At 47.2% G+C, this 20,489-nt stretch carries 20 protein-coding genes and 2 other annotated features; all 20 genes read left to right on the plus strand.

Annotated elements, in window-relative coordinates; translation table 11 throughout:
• Positions 1-119: 119 nt before the first annotated feature.
• Positions 120-1,508 carry a DNA repair protein RadA gene (radA, locus tag DT065_RS11795; protein ID WP_114373579.1) on the plus strand — a complete coding sequence of 463 codons (1,389 nt, stop codon included), beginning with the start codon at positions 120-122 and terminating at the stop codon, positions 1,506-1,508.
• A gap of 15 nt (positions 1,509-1,523) precedes the next feature.
• Positions 1,524-2,597: a DNA integrity scanning diadenylate cyclase DisA gene (gene disA, locus DT065_RS11800; protein WP_114373581.1), complete on the plus strand. Its 1,074-nt coding sequence runs from the start codon at positions 1,524-1,526 to the stop codon at positions 2,595-2,597.
• A 150-nt stretch (positions 2,598-2,747) separates the two neighbouring features.
• Positions 2,748-3,866 (plus strand): PIN/TRAM domain-containing protein, encoded by a 1,119-nt coding sequence (locus tag DT065_RS11805; protein ID WP_114376273.1) that lies wholly within the window; start codon positions 2,748-2,750, stop codon positions 3,864-3,866.
• Between the two features lie 220 nt (positions 3,867-4,086).
• Positions 4,087-4,803 (plus strand): 2-C-methyl-D-erythritol 4-phosphate cytidylyltransferase, encoded by a 717-nt coding sequence (ispD, locus tag DT065_RS11810; protein ID WP_114373583.1) that lies wholly within the window; start codon positions 4,087-4,089, stop codon positions 4,801-4,803.
• A complete protein-coding gene (gene ispF, locus DT065_RS11815; RefSeq protein ID WP_114373585.1) occupies positions 4,781-5,254 on the plus strand; it encodes a 2-C-methyl-D-erythritol 2,4-cyclodiphosphate synthase in 474 nt (157 codons plus the stop codon). The genes ispD and ispF overlap by 23 nt, the downstream gene beginning before the upstream one ends.
• A 75-nt stretch (positions 5,255-5,329) precedes the next feature.
• Entirely contained in the window at positions 5,330-6,805 is a 1,476-nt protein-coding gene (gene gltX, locus DT065_RS11820; protein ID WP_114373587.1) for a glutamate--tRNA ligase, read from the plus strand.
• A gap of 5 nt (positions 6,806-6,810) precedes the next feature.
• Positions 6,811-7,022, plus strand: a binding site (T-box leader).
• 107 nt (positions 7,023-7,129) lie between these two features.
• Positions 7,130-7,780: a serine O-acetyltransferase gene (gene cysE, locus DT065_RS11825; RefSeq protein ID WP_114373589.1), complete on the plus strand. Its 651-nt coding sequence runs from the start codon at positions 7,130-7,132 to the stop codon at positions 7,778-7,780.
• Between the two features lie 6 nt (positions 7,781-7,786).
• On the plus strand, positions 7,787-9,193 hold the full coding sequence (gene cysS, locus DT065_RS11830; protein ID WP_114373591.1) for a cysteine--tRNA ligase: 1,407 nt from the start codon (positions 7,787-7,789) through the stop codon (positions 9,191-9,193).
• Entirely contained in the window at positions 9,190-9,603 is a 414-nt protein-coding gene (locus tag DT065_RS11835; protein ID WP_114373593.1) for a Mini-ribonuclease 3, read from the plus strand. The genes cysS and DT065_RS11835 overlap by 4 nt, the downstream gene beginning before the upstream one ends.
• Positions 9,590-10,345, plus strand: coding sequence for a 23S rRNA (guanosine(2251)-2'-O)-methyltransferase RlmB (gene rlmB / locus DT065_RS11840; RefSeq protein ID WP_114373595.1), 756 nt, complete (start codon positions 9,590-9,592; stop codon positions 10,343-10,345). Before DT065_RS11835 ends, rlmB begins: the two co-directional genes overlap by 14 nt.
• Positions 10,345-10,857 (plus strand): NYN domain-containing protein, encoded by a 513-nt coding sequence (locus DT065_RS11845; protein WP_114373597.1) that lies wholly within the window; start codon positions 10,345-10,347, stop codon positions 10,855-10,857. Before rlmB ends, DT065_RS11845 begins: the two co-directional genes overlap by 1 nt.
• Positions 10,858-11,007: 150 nt before the next feature.
• Positions 11,008-11,664 carry an RNA polymerase sporulation sigma factor SigH gene (gene sigH, locus DT065_RS11850; protein ID WP_114373598.1) on the plus strand — a complete coding sequence of 219 codons (657 nt, stop codon included), beginning with the start codon at positions 11,008-11,010 and terminating at the stop codon, positions 11,662-11,664.
• 269 nt (positions 11,665-11,933) lie between these two features.
• Positions 11,934-12,149, plus strand: a complete 216-nt coding sequence (secE, locus tag DT065_RS11855) for a preprotein translocase subunit SecE (protein WP_114373600.1) — start codon at positions 11,934-11,936, stop codon at positions 12,147-12,149.
• A 73-nt stretch (positions 12,150-12,222) separates the two neighbouring features.
• Positions 12,223-12,756, plus strand: a complete 534-nt coding sequence (gene nusG, locus DT065_RS11860; protein WP_114373602.1) for a transcription termination/antitermination protein NusG — start codon at positions 12,223-12,225, stop codon at positions 12,754-12,756.
• A gap of 165 nt (positions 12,757-12,921) precedes the next feature.
• Complete coding sequence (rplK, locus tag DT065_RS11865) at positions 12,922-13,347, plus strand: 50S ribosomal protein L11 (protein ID WP_114373604.1); 426 nt, start codon at positions 12,922-12,924, stop codon at positions 13,345-13,347.
• A 129-nt stretch (positions 13,348-13,476) separates the two neighbouring features.
• Complete coding sequence (gene rplA, locus DT065_RS11870; protein ID WP_114373607.1) at positions 13,477-14,175, plus strand: 50S ribosomal protein L1; 699 nt, start codon at positions 13,477-13,479, stop codon at positions 14,173-14,175.
• 35 nt (positions 14,176-14,210) lie between these two features.
• Positions 14,211-14,375 (plus strand) — a sequence feature (ribosomal protein L10 leader region).
• A 56-nt stretch (positions 14,376-14,431) separates the two neighbouring features.
• A complete protein-coding gene (gene rplJ, locus DT065_RS11875) occupies positions 14,432-14,938 on the plus strand; it encodes a 50S ribosomal protein L10 (RefSeq protein ID WP_114373610.1) in 507 nt (168 codons plus the stop codon).
• A gap of 28 nt (positions 14,939-14,966) precedes the next feature.
• Positions 14,967-15,335: a 50S ribosomal protein L7/L12 gene (gene rplL / locus DT065_RS11880; RefSeq protein ID WP_114373613.1), complete on the plus strand. Its 369-nt coding sequence runs from the start codon at positions 14,967-14,969 to the stop codon at positions 15,333-15,335.
• 372 nt (positions 15,336-15,707) lie between these two features.
• A complete protein-coding gene (locus DT065_RS11885; protein ID WP_114373615.1) occupies positions 15,708-16,307 on the plus strand; it encodes a class I SAM-dependent methyltransferase in 600 nt (199 codons plus the stop codon).
• Between the two features lie 456 nt (positions 16,308-16,763).
• On the plus strand, positions 16,764-20,306 hold the full coding sequence (rpoB, locus tag DT065_RS11890) for a DNA-directed RNA polymerase subunit beta (RefSeq protein WP_114373618.1): 3,543 nt from the start codon (positions 16,764-16,766) through the stop codon (positions 20,304-20,306).
• Positions 20,307-20,489 lie beyond the last annotated feature (183 nt).

Raw genomic sequence — 20,489 nt, forward strand, 5'->3', positions numbered from 1 at the left:
ACTTTTTCCCGCATAAGTGCAACTAGGCTTTCGCCATTAATGCTTGGCGATAAGCCTAGTTTTCTAAAAAACGATTTAGTCAAGCACTGTTTACATACGATGGAGAAAGGAAGAGAATGATGGCGAAAACAAAGACCAAGTTTGTTTGCCAGGAATGTACGTATGAATCCCGGAAGTGGATGGGCCGTTGTCCTTCATGCCAGAATTGGAACACGCTGGTAGAGGAGATGGAGGGGAATGAGCCAAAACGTCCGGGCGGTACGGTGCGTTCCGTGGGGAGTAATCGCCCACAAAAAATCAGTGACGTAAACACCCAAGACGAACCGCGAATGACGACGAAATTATCAGAATTAAATCGTGTTTTAGGCGGGGGAATTGTCCCCGGCTCCCTGGTTCTTGTCGGAGGTGACCCCGGTATTGGCAAGTCAACGCTGCTTTTGCAACTGTCCACACTTTTGGCAGAAGACGAAAAAAAAGTGTTATATATATCCGGAGAGGAATCGGTCAAACAAACAAAAATGCGTGCCGATCGTTTGAAAGCCAAGGCGGATACCTTGTACGTGCTTACCGAAACGGATACGTCATTGATTGATCAGGCAGTGGACATGGTGGAACCGGATGTATTGATCATTGATTCGGTCCAAACCATGCAAACGCCAGATATCTCCTCTGCTCCCGGAAGTGTCGCCCAAGTAAGGGAATCGACGTCTGTTTTTATGAGCATGGCAAAATCCCGGGGTATTTCGGTGTTTGTTGTCGGCCACGTAACAAAACAAGGTTCGATTGCAGGCCCGAAAATGCTGGAACATATGGTGGATGCGGTGCTTTATTTTGAGGGGGAGCGGCATCATACGTTTCGAATTTTGCGTGCAGTGAAAAATCGCTTTGGTTCCACAAATGAAATTGGCATTTTTGATATGAATGAAGAAGGTTTGCAAGAAGTGTTGAATCCGTCGGAAATTTTCTTGGAAGAGCGTTCGGAAGGGGTTGCGGGCGCAACGGTCGTGGCATCCCTTGAAGGAACCCGCCCCGTTTTGGTGGAGTTACAAGCGCTTGTTGCACCGACCAGCTATGCCAATCCCAGACGTACGGCAACCGGTGTGGACCATAACCGTGTGTCCTTGCTGATGGCGGTATTGGAAAAGCGAGTAGGAATGCTGCTTCAAAATCAAGATGCTTATATTAATGTTGCCGGTGGCGTAAAATTGGATGAACCGGCCGTTGATTTGGCGCTGGCGACGAGTATCGCTTCAAGTTTTCGCAATCAGGTGACACGCACGACGGATGTTGCGATCGGTGAAGTAGGTTTGACGGGGGAAATCCGCAGGGTCTCCCGCATTCAGGAAAGGGTAAAGGAAAGCGCGAAACTAGGGTTTGAACGTTGCATCATTCCCGAAAAAAATATGGGTGGCTGGAAAGCCCCCGATGGCATGACATGTGTAGGTGTTGGTTCCTTGGAAGAGGCATTAGATGTGATGCTTGAAAAACGGACGAAAACTTGGGAATAGGAAGTGAAACAAACGATGAGTGACCGCGATCGTGATCATTTTATTAATCACGTATTTCCATTTTTGGCACCCGGAACCCCCTTTAGGGAAGGGGTGGATAATGTATTGCGTGCGAGGACGGGTGGGCTGATTATTGTCGGATTTAGCGAGGACGTTAAAAAGATTGTGGACGGCGGTTTTGAAATTGAGGCAGCATACACCCCTGCCCAACTCTATGAATTGGCAAAAATGGATGGAGCCATTATCCTCAGTAAAAACGTTGATACCATTCTTTATGCAAATGTTCAACTTGTACCCGATAGCAAGATCCATTCAAAGGAAACCGGTATGCGCCACCGCACGGCCGAACGTGTGGCCAAATCTACCGGGGAGCTGGTGATCGCCATTTCTGAACGCCGTCATGTGATTACTTTGTATCAAGGCGACCATCGCTATACGCTTAAAGACATGGGCGTTATTTTAACAAAAGCGAATCAAGCGATTCAGACATTGGAAAAATATAAAGCTGTGTTGGATCAGAGCATTACGAATCTAGGTGCCCTTGAATTTGAGCGTCTTGTCACTTATCAGGATGTTTCCCAAGTGCTTCATCGCGTGGAGATGGTCTTGCGAGTGAAGCGAGAACTAATTACCTATGTGCATGAACTGGGGAATGAAGGCCGACTCATCACGATGCAACTCAATGAAATTTTAACGAACATGGAGCGGGAAGCGTTTTTACTTTTGAAAGACTACGTGAATCATCAAGAAACAGATGCATCCGAAGCCTTCCGTGAATTACAAATTTTATCCGACAAAAAGCCATTAAATGATGAGATAATCCTGCGATTGCTGGGATATACGAAGCCGATCGAAAATCATGACAGGATATTATCCTCACGGGGATACCGGTTGTTGCATCGCATTCCGAGGCTTCCGTCCGTGATTATCGATAATATTGTCGAACATTTCAGTACGTTGGGTGCGATAAGCCAAGCAAATTTAACGGATTTTGGAAAAGTTGAAGGAATTGGAGAAACAAGGGCGAAACTAGTAAAGGAGGGGTTGGAGCGCGTGCAAGAGCAAATGTTTATCGATCGGCACGTTTAATCTTTTTGTGGAAATGGTAAGGTGCAAACTGATAGTATGAGGATACACTAAAAGGAGTGATGGCTCGAAAGGAAGAAATGTAATAAATCGAAGATTCAAAGGTTAAACGGAAATGTTTTTGGCAATAATGAAAAGAGGGAGGTGAATGATATTTTAAAACGAATGGTGCAAGTGTTTTTTGTCGTTATTGGTGGAGCCCTTGGTTTTATATTTATGTCTGAAATTATTTCATCATTGAACGTGCAACTACCTGCCTGGTTGATGAATGAGTATGTGGGCGGGGGCGTTGGTGCACTGTTATTTTTTATTTTATCCCTGTGGGTGGCTGATCCGATTGTTCGAGCGTTAAGTGTTGTTGAGGAAACGATTATAAAGGCACCGATTACAAATGTGTTATTTGGTACCATAGGATTAATGTTTGGACTGATCGTCGCCTTTTTGATCGGGCTTCCGTTGGGAGAAATTCAAATTCCGGTGATCAGCCAGGTCGTCCCGATATTTATGACGATTATTTTAGGTTACTATGGCTTTCGCATTGGTTCTTACAAGCGAGATGAAATCGTTGCCCTTGCCGGCGGCTTTGGCAAGAGTGGTAATAAGGATCGTAAAAAAGGGGACAGCCGGGAAGGGCTAAATGAAACGGAGAGCGAGCGACCGTCGATTCCCATAAAGATTTTTGATACGAGTGTGATCATTGATGGGCGCATTTCCGATGTTTGCCGGACACGTTTTCTGGAGGGAACGATTGTCATTCCCAAATTTGTGCTTGATGAACTGCAACATATTGCTGATTCCTCTGATGCATTGAAGCGGAATCGAGGCAGAAGGGGCCTTGATATTCTTAATCAAATCCAGAAAGAAAGCTCCGTTGAAGTGAAAATCGAGGATATCGATTTCGAAGATGTAGATGCGGTTGATAGTAAGCTTGTGAAATTGGCGCAAAAAACCAATGGTGTTGTGGTGACCAATGATTTTAATTTGAACAAAGTGTGTGATTTGCAGGGCGTGGACGTACTCAATATTAACGATTTGGCCAACGCGGTCAAACCAGTTGTTCTGCCCGGAGAAGGGATGTCTGTGCAGGTGATTAAGGATGGAAAAGAAGAAGGTCAAGGCGTCGGTTATCTTGATGATGGCACGATGATTGTCATCGAAGATGGACGCTCCTATATCGGGCGCCAATTGGACGTTATTGTAACGAGCGTGTTGCAAACGAGCGCCGGCAGGATGATTTTTGCAAAACCAAAATTGCTTGAAAAAGCGCAGTAATGTTCATTTGATAGAGCCCCGATCGTTATAATAGTAATGGTCGGGGCTTCTCTTTTGATCATGCTCGCCTTCGAACTAAAGAACCTGGAAGCCGTTACGTCATCAATGTAGAAGTGATCAAGTCTGCGCCCGGGATGAATTCGGGTGACCTCTGCACAACTTGCTTTTCAAACCCTTCAATTGTATCATAAGATTGTTATTGCAAGGGGGCTAAGAAAGAATGGCGTATACGGTAATTATACCGGCGGCCGGACAAGGAAAGCGTATGAATGCAGGAGCAAACAAGCAATTTTTAACCATCCGAGCGGTTCCGCTCATCGTTCGTACGCTGCAAATATTTGAAAGGGACGAAGCCTGTGAGGCAATGATCGTTGTTGCTAACAAAGATGAAATCATAGAGATGAAGCAGTTATTCACGGAGTATGGATTAAGAAAAGTGACAGCGATCGTTCCCGGCGGCCAGGAACGACAAGAAAGTGTGTATGCCGGACTGTTGGAAATCAACCAATCGGAAGGTGTTGTTCTCGTTCACGACGGTGCCCGCCCGTTCGTCCGCCCGGAAGAGATTCGAAGACTCGCGGCCGAGGTTGGTGAAACACAAGGGGCTGTATTGGCGACAAAGGTAAAGGATACCATTAAGAAAGGGTCTCGCGAGCAAGTGGTGACCGAAACATTGGCACGTGATGAACTGTGGGCGGTCCAAACGCCGCAGGCATTTTCTTATAAGCTTTTAAAAAGGGCGCACGATGTAGCGAAAAAGCAGGATTTTGCAGGCACGGACGATGCCGGCCTTGTTGAACATATAGGGGGAACGATTCGACTCGTCCCCGGTAATGAGGAAAATATAAAATTAACGACGCCGTATGATATCGGCATTGCAGAAATGATACTTGAAGAAAGAAAGGAAGATCAGCATGAGAATCGGGCAAGGTTTTGACGTGCATGCCTTTGAAAAAGACCGGCCGCTGATGCTCGGCGGTGTGTCCATTCCGTATGAGTACGGGTTAAAAGGGCATTCCGATGCGGATGTTTTGTTGCATGCCATTGCCGATGCTTGTCTTGGTGCCATTGGCGAAGGAGACATCGGTCGCCATTTTCCCGATACGGATCCCGCCCATGCCGGAGCTGATTCAGCCCATCTATTGGAAGAAGTCTACGCATTGGCGGAGAATAAAGGATATACGTTAGGCAATCTGGATGCAACGATTATCGCCCAGAAACCGAAAATGGCCCCCTACATAGTGCCGATGCGCGAAAGAATCGCGGAGCTGTTCCATGCGGATCTCTCCCAAGTGAATGTAAAGGCGACAACGTCCGAACGGCTGGGATTTACCGGTCGTGGAGAAGGCATTTCGGCAATGGCGGTTCTTTTACTGGAAAGCAAATAATATCGTTTGTTTTTTAACTATGGTACAATCTTTGCAAGAGAAATCAGGACGTAAGACAATAGGAAGGTGTTAGCGATGACACAGGAAGTCCGGGTTCGGTTTGCGCCGAGTCCAACGGGCCATCTGCATATCGGAGGCGCTCGCCAAGCGCTTTTTAATTATTTGTTCGCCCGGCATCATAACGGCAAGTTTATCGTGCGGATTGAAGACACGGACCAAGCACGTAATATCGATGATGCTACGGATAAATTAATGGACAGCATGAAATGGCTCGGATTGGATTGGGATGAAAGCATCGAAAACGGTGGCCCTTATGCCCCTTATCGAAGCAGCGAACGCTTCGATATCTATCCAAAATATATTGAACAATTGCTGAAAGAAAACAAGGCTTATCGTTGTTATATGACGAGCGAGGAACTTGAGGCAGAGCGGGAGGCCCAAATTGCGCGCGGAGAGATGCCGAAATATAGCGGTAGGGACCGCGATTTAACGAGGGAGCAACAAAAAGCGTACGAGGCAAAAGGGATCAAGCCGGTGGTGCGATTTCGTGTCCCTGACGTCAATGAGGTACCCTCGGTGGTTATCCATGATGTCATTCGCGGGGAAGTGAGCTTTGATACGGACGGAATCGGTGATTTTGTCATCGCGCGCTCAGACGGGGTTCCTACGTACAACTTCGCGGTCGTCGTCGACGATTATTTGATGAAAATATCCCATGTGATCCGCGGAGAAGAACATTTATCCAATACTCCACGGCAAGCCCTTTTATACGATGCATTTGAGTGGGAACGGCCGCATTTTGCCCACGCACCACTAATTCTTAACGAAGATCGGCAAAAAATGAGCAAGCGGGAAGAGTCGATCATGCAGTTTGTCGAGCAGTATCAGGATTTCGGTTATTTGCCGGAAGGCCTTGTCAACTTCCTTGCATTACTTGGCTGGTCCCCGGGCAATGAAGAAGAAAAGTTTACTATCGAAGCATTGATTGAAAGGTTTTCGCTGGAGCGTGTATCAAAAGCACCGGCTGTTTTTGACAAAGACAAACTTGCCTGGATGAACAACCAGTATATGAAAGAAGCGGATTCCGATCGACTAACGGAACTTGTCATTCCCCATTTGCAAAAGGAAGAATTACTGGGCACCTCTTATACGGAAGAAGACCGGGAATGGTTGAAGAATCTTGTCGAGATTTATCAAGAGCAAATGCATTACGCTGAAGAATTTAGCTCATTAGCCTCCCTATTTTTCCAATCATCCATTGCTTATGAGGCGGATGCTTTGGATGTGTTAAACGAAGACCATGTTCCCGAGGTGGTGACAACTCTTTCCGCGCAGTTGGACCATCTCGAGGACTTTGAGGCGTCTGAGATAAAAAAAGCGATTAAAGCGACACAAAAAGAAACCGGGCAAAAAGGGAAAACATTATTTATGCCGATTCGCGCGGCAGTGACCGGGCAGACACATGGGCCTGAATTGCCGAAAGCCATTGAACTTCTCGGAAAAGAAACGGTACAGGCAAGATTAGCCGATGCATCGCATATACAACAATAAAGTGAAACCGAACGTTGACAAGGAATAGTAATCGATGGTGTTCCTTTCCAGAGACGGCTGCAGCGGTGGAAGCAGCCGAAGGAGCCATCGGTGAATGCCCCTTGGAGTCTTTCGTTGAAATATCTCAAGTAGGCGAAAGCGGCTCACGGCCGTTAATCCGTAAGAGGGGAGCCTTATGGCTCTAACAGGGTGGTACCGCGTGAAAAGCGTCTCTGTGCGTTGGGCACAGAGTTTTTTTTATACTATAAATTGGGAAGCATTTTTTCGGCGTCAAAGCCGTCCGTGTAACTAATGATGCATAAGGACAAAGGATGAGGGGGAACTATGTGGCGAACATTAAAGCGTGACATTGATGTTGTTTTTTCGCGGGATCCGGCGGCAAGAAACCGGCTTGAAGTTGTATTGACGTACGCCGGCGTCCATGCGGTTTGGAGCCATCGTCTCGCCCATTGGTTTTATAAAAAACGTCGGTATCTCATCGCTCGGATCATCTCACAAATCAGTCGTTTTATAACCGGGATTGAAATCCATCCGGGAGCGGTTATTGGAGAACGATTGTTTATTGACCATGGCATGGGGGTTGTGATCGGAGAAACGTGTGAAATCGGCAACGATGTTACGATTTATCAAGGCGTGACGCTAGGAGGCACCGGCAAGGAAAAAGGGAAAAGGCACCCGACGATTGAAGATCATGTGTTGTTGGCGACGGGTGCCAAAGTGTTAGGTTCGATGCGGATCGGCCATCATTCCAATATCGGCGGAGGAGCCGTCGTTCTTAATGAAGTGCCGCCCAAATCTACTGTCGTAGGTGTCCCGGGACGTGTCGTTGTGCAAGATGGTGTGAAGGTGAATCAGGATTTGCAACACCATCTTTTGCCCGACCCCGAGGATGATCGTTTTACGGTTTTGGAAAAAGAGGTAGAACGATTGCGTTTGGAGTTGAAAGAGGTCAGGAAGAAAGAAGAACAGGAGTGAAAAACGATGGCTGTACAAATGTACAACACGTTAACCAGGCAAAAAGAAACCTTCCAACCCCTCGAAGAGGGGAAGGTAAAGATGTATGTATGCGGGCCGACGGTCTATAATTATATTCATATCGGAAACGCCAGATCCTCGGTCGTTTTTGACATGATCCGGCGTTACTTGATGCACCGCGGCTATGATGTACAATATGTCACGAATTTTACCGATGTGGATGACAAAATTATTGATGCGGCTAAAGAAGCCGGTGAAGACGTTTTTGCCCTGGCCGAACGATTTATCCATCAGTTCCATGAAGATACGTCGGCATTGGGCGTGAAGCGGGCGGATATTCACCCACGAGTAACGGAGACGATGGCTGATATCATCACCTTCATCGGAGCGCTCATTGACAAAGGGTACGCGTATGAAGCGGACGGAGACGTTTATTTTAAGACGAAGACTTTTCTGGATTATGGAAAACTGTCGGGGCAATCCACCGACGACCTTCAAGCAGGGGCCCGCATTGATGTTGGCGAGCAAAAGCAGGACCCTTTGGATTTTGCATTGTGGAAAGAGGCCAAAGCCGGAGAAGTGTCCTGGGACAGTCCTTGGGGCCAAGGGCGGCCCGGTTGGCATATCGAATGCTCGGCGATGGTAAAAAAATATTTGGGAGACACGATTGACATTCACGCCGGAGGGCAAGATCTCATGTTTCCCCATCATGAAAATGAAGTAGCGCAATCGGAGTCCTTGCTGGAGGAGCCGATGGCCAACTACTGGCTCCATAATGGTTATCTCCAGATTGATAACGAAAAGATGTCCAAGTCGCTCGGGAATTTTGTGCTCGTCAACGATTTGGTTCAACAACACGATCCGGAAGCGATCCGCTTCTTTATTTTACAATCTCATTACCGGCATCCCCTTAATTTTAACGTTGAGCTGGTGGAAGCCGCGGGGGCCGGATTGGCGAGAATCCGTACGTTTTTGGAAAATGTGCGGCACCGTTACCGTGCGAGTGCGGATTTTGCCGAGAGCGGCAGGTGGTTAAAGAAGATTGAAGATTTTAAGGATCGTTTTACCAGGGAGATGGATGACGATTTCCATACAGGAAACGCGATTACGGTTTTATTTGACTTCGTAAAAGAGGGGAATCGCTATTTGCAAGAACCTCATACGTCAAAAGACGTGTTGCAAAAGATGCTGGATGCATTTGCGGAGTGGGGGGACGTTTTAGGCATTTCTTTTTCTGTCGAAGAAGATCTGCTGCCCGATGATATCGAAAACTATATCGAACAACGGAAAGAAGCACGCGTGCATAAAAATTTCCGGGAAGCAGATCGCATTCGTGATTTGTTAAAAGAGAGGGACATCGAGCTTGAAGACACCCCGCAAGGCACGCGTTGGAAACGTGTGTCGAAATCATGAGCGCCATTGACCCTGCCCAACTAAATGGCCTGGCGCTCGCGTATATCGGGGATGCAGTCTATGAATTGCATATACGGACGCATTTTTTGCAGAAAGGGTATACACGCGCCCAAGAGCTCCATCAAAAAACGACGGCTTATGTGAGCGCGAATGCACAGGCGAAATGTTTGCATCATTGGTTGGAGAACCAGCGGTTGTACGCGGTTGAGGAGACGATCATACGCCGCGGGCGCAATGCAAAATCAGGAAGCATTCCGAAAAATACCGATGCGTTTACGTATAGATACAGTACAGGCTTTGAAGCCCTGATTGGTTATCTACACCTTTGTGGCCATCATGAACGGTTAAGGGATTTATTGTCCGATATGCCCGGCGCTTGGGAGGAGGAAAGCAAAGATGAAAGAGAATGAGTGGTTAACCGGCCGCAATCCCGTGTTTGAAGCGCTTCATTCTTCTGCATCCGTTCAGAAAATTTGGGTGGCGGAAGGGGTGAAGAAAGGGGCGATACAGGGACTGGTTTCCAAGGCAAAAGAAAGAAACATTGCCATCAACTACGTGCCCCGAAAAAAAATCGATCAACTGACAGGCATTCAAAATCATCAGGGCATTGCAGCTTCTGTTTCGGCTTATGCCTTTGCGGATATGGACGTTCTGTTTGCACGCGCGGCCGAAAAAGGACAAGCACCTTTTTTTATTCTGTTGGACGGCATCGAGGATCCGCAAAATTTAGGTTCGATATTGCGGAGTGCGGACGCGGCCGGGGCAGATGGAGTCATCATCCCAAAACATGGGGCAAGCGGCCTCACCGGCGCAGTAGCAAAAGCTTCTGCGGGTGCGATTGAACACGTTCCGGTCGTAAAAGTGACAAATCTTGCGCGAACGATGGAGCGTTTGAAAAAAGAAGGCTTATGGATGGTCGGCACCGATGCCTCTGCTGAAGCAGATTATCGTACATTAGACGGGGAAATGCCTGTCGTCTTGGTCATTGGTAGTGAAGGAAAAGGAATGAGCCGCCTCGTCAGAGAAGCCTGCGATTTTTTATATCAGATCCCGATGGCGGGCGACGTTTCTTCCTTGAATGCTGCTGTGTCATGCAGCCTCCTCCTGTATGAAGTGCAACGGAAGCGTCATCCGTTAGGAGGTGCAACGTGATGAAAGAGATCGTGCTTGTCGATGGCTACAACATTATCGGAGATTGGCCGGAATTAAAACATATCAAGCAATTTTCGCTTATAGAAGCACGAGATTTGCTCATTGACAAAATGGCAGAGTACCAAGCGGTGACTGGAAAGAGAGTGATGATTGTTTTCGATGCCCATATGGTGCCGGGCACGGGGAGCAAAAATAAGCACCATCGTGTCGAGGTCGTCTATACCCGTGAGCGGGAAACCGCCGATGAGCGTATCGAAAAGCTCGTAAGCAAACTGAAAAATGTCGAAACCCAAGTCTATGTCGCTACTTCGGATTATGTGGAACAGTCGGTGACATTTGGAAGTGGCGCTCTGCGCACGTCGGCCCGTGAATTGAGAATACAAATGAGTCATGTTGAACAACATGTTACCGAACGGGTCGCGCGGGTGAAAAAGGGGAACGATTATGGGAATCGTGTCATATCCCAAGATGTCGCTGAATATTTTGAAAAGTGGCGTCGAAATCGTCAATAAGTGATTGACTTGCCGTTTTCTGCTCTTTATACTACTAGATACAGAGAATTCCATTAAAGAAAGAAATCCTGCGACTACGGCTGGTTAATCACCATGATCTATGGCGTATTGACACTGGGATAAAAGATACGTAGAAGGCGAGGGCGAGGGATGGTTGTGAATGTACACTTCATCGAGAAGAAACAGCGACACGTTGAGGAGACGGAAGACGACCGACTTGTAAGAAAGGTACACCATGGGGACTCCGCTGCGTTGGAAAAATTGATTCACAAGTACAAAAACTTTGTCCGTGTAAAATCCCGATCTTATTTTCTTATAGGCGCTGATCACGAAGATATTGTACAGGAAGGGATGATTGGACTTTATAAGGCCATTCGCGATTTTAAGGGAAACAAGCTTTCCTCGTTTCGCGCGTTTGCAGAGCTTTGCATTACACGCCAAATCATTACCGCGGTTAAAGCTGCTACCCGTCAGAAGCACCTTCCCTTAAATTCATATGTATCGTTGGACAAGCCAATTTATGATGAAGAATCAGATCGTACGTTGATGGATGTGATTTGCAGCACGATTGTTACGAATCCGGAAGAAATGCTGATTAATCAAGAAGAATTGGAAAATGTTGAACATAAAATAACCGAATTATTAAGCGAATTGGAACAAAAAGTGCTTCGTCTTTATTTAGACGGCCATTCCTACCAGGAAATATCCGTTGCTGCCGAGGCACATGAAAAATCGATTGACAATGCGTTGCAACGGGTAAAAAGGAAACTTGAAAGATTTACCCATAGAAAGAAAATATTACTTTGACAAAAAGACAGAATCTTCGCCTGTTTTCGAGGATTTGCACATGTAGTCGAGGAGCGCGGGTTTGCGGGCGGGTCGTTGATTCGTGCTCTAGTATTTCGGTTTGCAGATTTATGCGTAACGTCCTTCGATTGACAGCACGGGCCTGCTATGGTACAGTTTATAGCATCATTTGCATCTACCCGGGATTGAATACGTACACCTATATAAATAGAAAGTTGAGTTGAAAACACACCGGAAGCGGTTGTTTTTTTATGTTTTAAAAGATTTTTATGAGGCCGATAACAGGGGAGGGGCTCGTAATTTTTAAGAATAGTGTCAAGTTCCTGCGCGAAGTAGGAAAAGAAATGAAGCGTGTCACTTGGCCAACACCGAAAGAGCTTTTCAAGTATACGCGAACGGTGTTGGTTACACTCATCTTTATTACGATCTTTTTTGCGCTTGTTGACTCGGGGATATCTTATCTCGTGGAAACATTCCTCGCTTAAGATGTCTTTTCCGATCGAGAAGGATGCTTAATTACGGAAGGAGGAAAGGGATCAATCAACCGGTCCGTTAATTATGGAGAAAAACTGGTATGTGGTACACACGTATTCCGGTTATGAGAACAGAGTGAAAATTAACCTGGAGAAGCGTGTGGCATCCATGGAGATGCTTGATAAGATCTTCAGGATACTTGTCCCTATGGACGAGGAGAAGGAAACGAAAGATGGGAAGACAAAGACGGTCACCAAAAAAACATTTCCGGGATATGTCATCGTGGAAATGGTGATGACGGATGATTCTTGGTATGTGGTACGGAACACCCCGGGGGTCACCGGTTTTGTCGGCTCACCGGGAGCGGGTTCTAAGCCCAATGCGCTTTTGCCAGACGAAGTGGACGACATTTTGCGGAAAATGGGTGAAGATACACCGAAGGCAGAAATTGATGTTCAATTAAAAGAGTCGGTAAAAGTGAAAGACGGCCCGTTCACTGATTTCACAGGCACTGTGGAGGAAATCAATGGGGAGCAACAAAAGCTCAAGGTACACGTCAATATGTTCGGACGGGAGACGCCCGTAGAGCTTGATTTTAATCAAGTAGAAAAAGTATAACCGTAAGAGGAGAGGCTCAATATAGATGTGAACTTCTTTGTTTAAAATGCTTGCGGTTTATCTTCTTAGATGATAAGATTTATTTTGTTTGCTTCAATAATGAAGCTAAAAGTGGGAGGGCGTTTGGCCCGAAACACCACAATATGGACGAAGGAGGTGTGTCGCGTGGCTCGAAAGGTAGAGAAAGTAGTCAAGCTTCAAATTCCTGCAGGAAAAGCCAACCCGGCACCACCAGTCGGCCCGGCACTCGGTCAGGCTGGTATCAATATCATGGGTTTTTGTAAAGAATTCAACGCTCGCACTCAAGAGCAGGCGGGGACGGTTATCCCTGTAGAGATTAGCGTTTATGAGGATCGTTCCTTTACATTTGTCACAAAAACGCCGCCGGCTCCGGTTTTACTAAAAGAAGCCGCGGGAGTAAACAGCGGATCGGGCGAACCTCATAAGACAAAAGTCGGCAGTGTAAGCGCCGATAAAGTCCGTGAAATTGCAGAGATGAAAATGGAAGACCTCAATGCCGAAAGCACGGAAGCGGCGATCCGCATTATTGAAGGAACTGCCCGAAGCATAGGCATCAAGGTTGAAGGTTAGATCATATCCCGGAAGAAAATCGGGTTGCGAAACGGCCTTCCGGTGTTCGCGGCCTTTATTGACCAAAGGGAGCATGGTCCTACGTGGGAGGTAAAACCGTTAAAACCACAATAGAGGAGTTGAATGGAAATGCCTAAAAAACAAGGGAAAAAATTTATAGATGCACAAAAACAAGTAGACACGTCACACGATTATGCCCCCGTCGAGGCATTGGAGCTCGTGCAAAAAGTAGCTCCTGCGAATTTTGATGAGACGGTAGAAGTTGCGGTTCGCCTCGGTGTTGACCCGCGTAAAGCTGATCAACAAATTCGCGGTGCTGTTGTTCTCCCTCACGGAACAGGGAAAACAAAGCGTGTCCTTGTATTTGCGAAAGGCGAAAAAGCGAAAGAAGCAGAAGAAGCCGGTGCAGACATTGTCGGTGAGGAAGAGCTTGTCAACCGCATCCAGCAAGGATGGTTGGATTTTGATGTTGTTGTGGCTACGCCGGATATGATGGCCCAAGTCGGTAAACTCGGTCGTGTGCTTGGTCCCCGCGGGTTAATGCCGAACCCGAAAACAGGGACGGTAACGATGGATGTTGCGCAAGCAGTGAACGAAATTAAAGCAGGGAAGGTCGAGTACCGGGTGGAGAAAGCAGGAAATATTCATGTACCGATAGGGAAAGTGTCTTTCGATGCGCAGCAGTTGAACGAGAATCTGAACACAGTCATCGACACGCTCGTAAAGGCAAAACCATCGGCCGCCAAAGGCGTCTATGTGCGGAATATTTCAGTCGCTTCTTCCATGGGTCCGGGTGTAAAGGTGACGACAAGCGGAGTGAAGGTTTGACAACCGTTGCGCCTTTGTTTATAATCAACGTTGGCAATCCAAAATCGCATCAACCGTAGACAGCAGGTGCATCTTTGTGCTTAAACACCCTGCCGAGGTTATCTTACCTGATAGAGGAGTATTCTTTGCGGATACTCCGAAATGGAAGACCTTTTTATGTCTACGAAAAACGCGGCGTAAAGAGGTCTTTTTTCGTTTACAGAGACGCTCGAACTCGTTCCGCGTTTCGATTTCAAATTTAATAGGAGGTGGAATGATGAGCACTGTGCTCGAACAAAAACAAGCGGTCGTACAAGAAATTGCCGATAAGCTTGCAAACAGCGAATCGATTATGTTCGTCGATTACCGTGGTCTCAATGTTGGTCAAGCAACAGAACTCCGTAGTAAGCTTCGGGAAGTGGATGTGGAATTTAAGGTGTATAAAAACACAATGACACGCCGCGCGACGGAGGAAACGAACTACACCGACGTTGACGAGCACCTTGTTGGGCCGACGGCGATTGCCACAAGTCGTACAGACGCAGTAGCGGCTGCGAAAGTTTTGCATGAATTCTCGAAAGAGAATCAAGCCCTAGAGATCAAGGCAGGTATCATTCAGGGAGAGGTCATGCCTGTCGAAGACATCAAGCAACTCGCTGAACTTCCGTCTTACGACGGTCTTGTTTCCATGTTGCTCAATGTCTTGCAAGCGCCGATCCGTAACTTTGCCCTTGCTTCCAAAGCAGTGGCTGACCAAAAAGAGGAAAACGAAGACGCATCTTAAATTATATTTTTGAAGGAGGATATAACCAATGGCAAAAGAACAAATCATTGAAGAAATCAAAGGCATGACCGTTCTTGAATTGAACGATCTTGTGAAAGCCATCGAGGAAGAATTCGGAGTAACTGCAGCAGCGCCGGTCGCTGTCGGCGGCGGTGACGGTGGCGGAGAAGCTGCCGAAGAAGAACAAACAGAATTTAACGTTGTGTTAAATAATGCTGGTTCTTCTAAAATCAATGTCATCAAAGTCGTGCGCGGCATCGCAGATCTTGGTCTTAAAGAGGCAAAAGCGCTCGTGGATGGCGCTCCGGAAACAATTAAAGAAAGCGTAAGCAAAGAAGACGCCGAAGACATGAAGAGCCAGCTTGAAGAAGCAGGCGCAGAAGTTGAATTAAAATAGCGCATTGGAAGCGAGAAGCTTCCCCGCACGTTTGCGGGGAAGCTTTTTCTCCGCTTGCACGATCCTATATATGGAGGAAAGTAGAGATAATGGAGGTATCTCCTCGCGGCCAACATCTACCCTATACGATCGCGGCGTATGAACGATTGAAGGACAAAAATCGCGTGCGGACGATACGCATCCTCTCTGAAGACAAACGTTTATATTAGCATGGTAATTTTGTCTTCCCTCCCCCCCATTAATGCCCCTTCTACCGAAAGTGTTTTTTAGCAGGTAAGAAAGTATAAAACCTTTTCTTTCAAAAGTGCAACGAAGGCTTTCGCCATAAAAGCTTGGCGATAAGCCAAGTTTTTCTAAAGGAGGTGGAAACAGTTGTCGCAACATTACTATAGTCGACATCCGGGAGCACCAAGTAGGGAGCGCTCATTTACAACTGAAGTAAAAGACCGTTCGTTTTCTTTCGTTGTCGACGACGGCGTTTTTTCAAAAGGAGGGCTGGACTTTGGAAGTCGTTTTTTGATTGAGACATTTACCGAGCCTGATATTTCCGGTCCGTTGCTGGATATGGGGTGTGGGTATGGGCCGATCGGGATCACCCTCGCGGCATTTACCGGGCGGCGCGTAGTGATGACTGATGTGAATGAGCGGGCGGTGGCTCTTGCGCGACAAAATGTTACCCGTAACGATGCAAATGGAGTTGAAGCTGTTTCGGGAGATGGTTTCTCGGGTGTGACGAATGAAGAGCGGTTTTCGGCAATTGTGACGAATCCGCCGATTCGGGCAGGAAAAGCGACGGTACATGCTATTTATTCGGAGGCGCTTGATTATCTGTTGCCCGGGGGTGCGCTTTGGGTTGTGATCCGAAAAAAACAAGGGGCGCCGACAACAAAACAAAAACTTCAACAACTATATAGGAAAGTCATTGAAGTGAAGAAAGAAAAGGGGTATGTCATTTATAAGGCGGAGGTTTAATGCGGGATGCGACTTATGTGAAAATTGGTTGAGATGGTTGACCGCCCGATTTTTATATGGTACTATCTAATAATGCGTATAACTATATGAATCGTATCGTTTTTCTTTTCATTTACTCGTATAAAGGTTATTGGGTTTGGGAACACTGGTATAATCAGAAAAAAATCTTGGAAAAACGTGACTTTCCGCCAAGGATAGCGAAGGTCGACGTCTTTTCTTATCCTATCCTCCGAGCCATCCAGGCTTTTGATAGTGAACCCAGAATGGTTTTAGACTACATTCATTGTACTACGTGTTGCCCCCCTTGTATATAACTGACGGCATCATTCTTTTAAAATTAGACGACATTCTATTAAGTCGGGTTTATAAAGAATGATCTTTTTTCTCCTATAGCATGGGCCGTGCCGGGGGCCTGAAGGATGCTAAACACTATACGGATTTTGAGGGGTGAATTCGTTGACAGGTCAACTTATTCAGTATGGACGTCATCGCCAGCGCAGAAGCTACGCAAGAATTAGCGAGGTACTAGAGCTTCCCAATCTCATTGAGATTCAAACGTCTTCCTATCAGTGGTTTCTTGATGAGGGGATGCGAGTCATGTTTCAGGACATTTCCCCTATAGAAGATTTTACTGGCAATCTCGTCTTGGAATTTATCGACTATAGCCTTGGTGAGCCAAAGTATTCCGTCGAAGATTCTAAAGAGCGGGATGTTACGTATTCTGCTCCATTACGTGTGAAAGTTCGCCTCATGAACCAGGAAACCGGTGAGGTGAAGGAACAGGAAGTATTCATGGGTGACTTCCCGCTCATGACCGATACCGGAACATTTATTATTAATGGGGCGGAACGCGTGATCGTTTCTCAGCTTGTTCGTTCTCCCAGTGTTTATTACAACCAAAAATTCGATAAAAACGGGAAAAGAGGTTTTACCGCAACGGTCATCCCGAATCGTGGGGCTTGGCTTGAATTTGAAACGGATGCGAAAGATATCACTTATGTACGTATCGATCGCACCCGAAAAATTCCCATAACGGTCCTATTAAGGGCACTTGGTTTCGGCTCGGACCAAGAGATCGTTGATTTAATAGGAGAGAATGAGTTTCTGCGCAATTCTTTGGAAAAAGACAGTACGGATGACACCGAAAAAGCGCTGTTGGAAATCTATGAGCGACTTCGTCCCGGTGAACCGCCGACGGTAGACAATGCTCGTAGCTTGCTTGAATCCCGCTTTTTTGATCCGAAGCGATATGATCTAGCGAATGTAGGGCGCTATAAAGTCAATAAGAAGCTGCATATTAAAGAGCGTCTGTTTAATCAAGTTCTAGCAGAGACGCTTGCGGATCCGGAAACCGGTGAAATCCTTGCGGAAGAAGGAACGCTCATTGACCGGCGTGTGCTCGACCGTTTGCTCCCTTATCTGGATGATGGACTTGGGTTTAAATCCTTCAGGGTCGCCGGAGGCATGGTTGATGAGGAGGGCGAAGTAACGGTTCAATCGATTAAAGTGTTTGCTCCCAACGATCCGGACGGCGAGCAGACGATTGAAGTGATTAGCAACGGGACGCCGGATCCTAACATCAAAAACATTACAGCGGAAGATATTGTCGCTTCCGTCAGCTATTTTTTCAACTTGCTTCATGGTGTTGGCGGCACGGATGATATCGACCATCTGGGAAACCGTCGTTTGCGCTCGGTCGGGGAGTTGCTGCAAAATCAATTTCGCATTGGTTTGTCCCGAATGGAGCGTGTCGTTCGTGAACGAATGTCGATTCAAGATCCAAGTCAAATCACGCCGCAGGGGCTCATCAATATTCGGCCGGTCATTGCTTCCATTAAAGAGTTTTTCGGAAGCTCACAGCTTTCACAATTTATGGATCAAACGAATCCGCTTGCCGAACTGACACACAAGCGTCGCTTGTCTGCGCTTGGTCCGGGCGGTTTGACAAGGGAGAGGGCCGGCACGGAGGTTCGTGACGTTCACTACTCTCACTATGGCCGTATGTGTCCGATTGAAACACCTGAGGGTCCGAATATCGGCTTGATCAACTCGTTGTCTTCGTATGCAAAAGTTAATGCGTTTGGCTTCATGGAAACGCCTTATCGGCGTGTCGATCCGGAAACAGGGGTCGTCTCCGATCGCGTGGACTATTTGACGGCCGATGAAGAATTGAACTACGTGATGGCTCAAGCTAACGCGAGCCTGAATGAAGACGGCACGTTTGTCGATGATCATATCATTGCTCGTTTTCGTGAAGAAAATACAATCGTAGCGAAAGAACGCATTGATTATATGGACGTTTCCCCTAAACAAGTGGTTTCGGCAGCAACGGCATCTATTCCATTCCTTGAAAACGATGACTCCAACCGTGCGCTGATGGGGGCGAATATGCAACGTCAAGCTGTTCCGTTGCTGGAACCGGAGGCTCCCATAGTCGGAACGGGCATGGAGTATGTTTCCGCGAAGGATTCAGGTGCGGCCATCACCGCTGCTCATCGAGGAGTCGTCAAGCGTGTGACGGCAAGAGAAATCCAGATGCGCCGTCTTGAGGAAGTGGACGGAAAAGAAGTTGAAACCGATGAAGATGTATACCGAATGTCCAAGTTTATCCGCTCCAATCAAGGCACAAGTTACAATCAACGCCCAATTGTCGATAGTGGCGATGTGATCGACAAAGGGGAAGTGTTGGCCGACGGACCTTCGATGGATAAAGGGGAAATGGCCATCGGACGAAATGTGCTTCTTGGCTTTATGACTTGGGAAGGATACAACTATGAAGATGCCATCATTCTGAGTGAACGGCTTGTAAAAGATGATGTCTTTACCTCCATTCACATCGAAGAATATGAATCGGAAGCACGCGACACGAAACTGGGGCCGGAAGAAATCACCCGGGATATTCCGAACGTCGGGGAAGATGCTTTGCGTAACCTCGATGACCGGGGCATTATTCGTGTCGGTGCCGAAATTAAAGACGGGGATATCCTCGTTGGCAAAGTGACCCCGAAAGGGATGACTGAACTTACGGCTGAAGAGCGCTTGCTTCACGCCATCTTCGGTGAAAAAGCGCGTGAAGTACGTGATACGTCGTTAAAAGCGCCTCACGGCGGGGACGGTATCGTGCTTGATGTAAAGATTTTCAACCGTGAAGACGGTGACGAGCTTCCGCCGGGTGTGAACCAGCTCGTGCGTGTGTATATCGTACAAAAGCGAAAGATTCACGAAGGCGATAAAATGGCCGGTCGACACGGAAACAAAGGCGTTATTTCCCGGATCCTACCCGAGGAAGATATGCCTTTCATGCCGGATGGCACGCCGGTAGACATGATGTTAAACCCCCTCGGAGTGCCCTCGCGAATGAATATCGGACAAGTGCTGGAAATGCACTTGGGCATGTCCGCGCGCGAACTTGGAATTCATGTCGCCACACCGGTCTTTGACGGTGCCCGTGAAGAGGACGTTCAGGCGTCGTTTGAAGAAGCAGGAATAGCCAGTGACGGAAAAACCGTTTTATATGACGGGCGCAGTGGCGAGGCCTATGATCACCGTGTATCTGTCGGGGTTATGTATATGATTAAGCTGGCTCACATGGTAGACGACAAACTTCATGCCCGTTCCACCGGCCCCTATTCCTTGGTTACGCAACAGCCGTTGGGCGGAAAAGCGCAATTTGGTGGACAGCGTTTTGGCGAGATGGAAGTTTGGGCGCTTGAGGCTTATGGAGCCGCGTATACGTTGCAAGAAATTCTGACGGTAAAGTCTGACGACACGATTGGTCGTGTGAAAACGTATGAATCGATCGTTAAAGGTGAGAATGTACCGGAACCGGGTGTTCCGGAATCGTTCAAAGTGTTGATTAAAGAGCTCCAGAGCCTAGGCATGGACGTGAAAATGTTATCCAGCAATGAAGAAGAAATTGAAATGAAAGAGCTGGATGATGAAGAAGACGAGTCGAATGACAAAATGAACTTGAAACTGGAGTCTACGGAGAACGCTTAAGTCTGTAAAAGAAGAGAGGTGAAGAAGGCCTTAAAATATGGCGCTCTTCACCCCTCTGTCACCCACGCCCTTGCATTCTTTTATCCCGGTGGTAAGCGCCCGCGATCCCGGAGGTCAGAAGTCGGAAAGGCATTTTCAAGAAGCGAGAAATAATCTTCTGACTTTCGACTTCCGGTTTCCGAT

Origin of the sequence: Salicibibacter kimchii, from assembly GCF_003336365.1 — a bacterium.
Taxonomy (GTDB): Bacteria; Bacillota; Bacilli; order Bacillales; family Marinococcaceae; genus Salicibibacter; species Salicibibacter kimchii.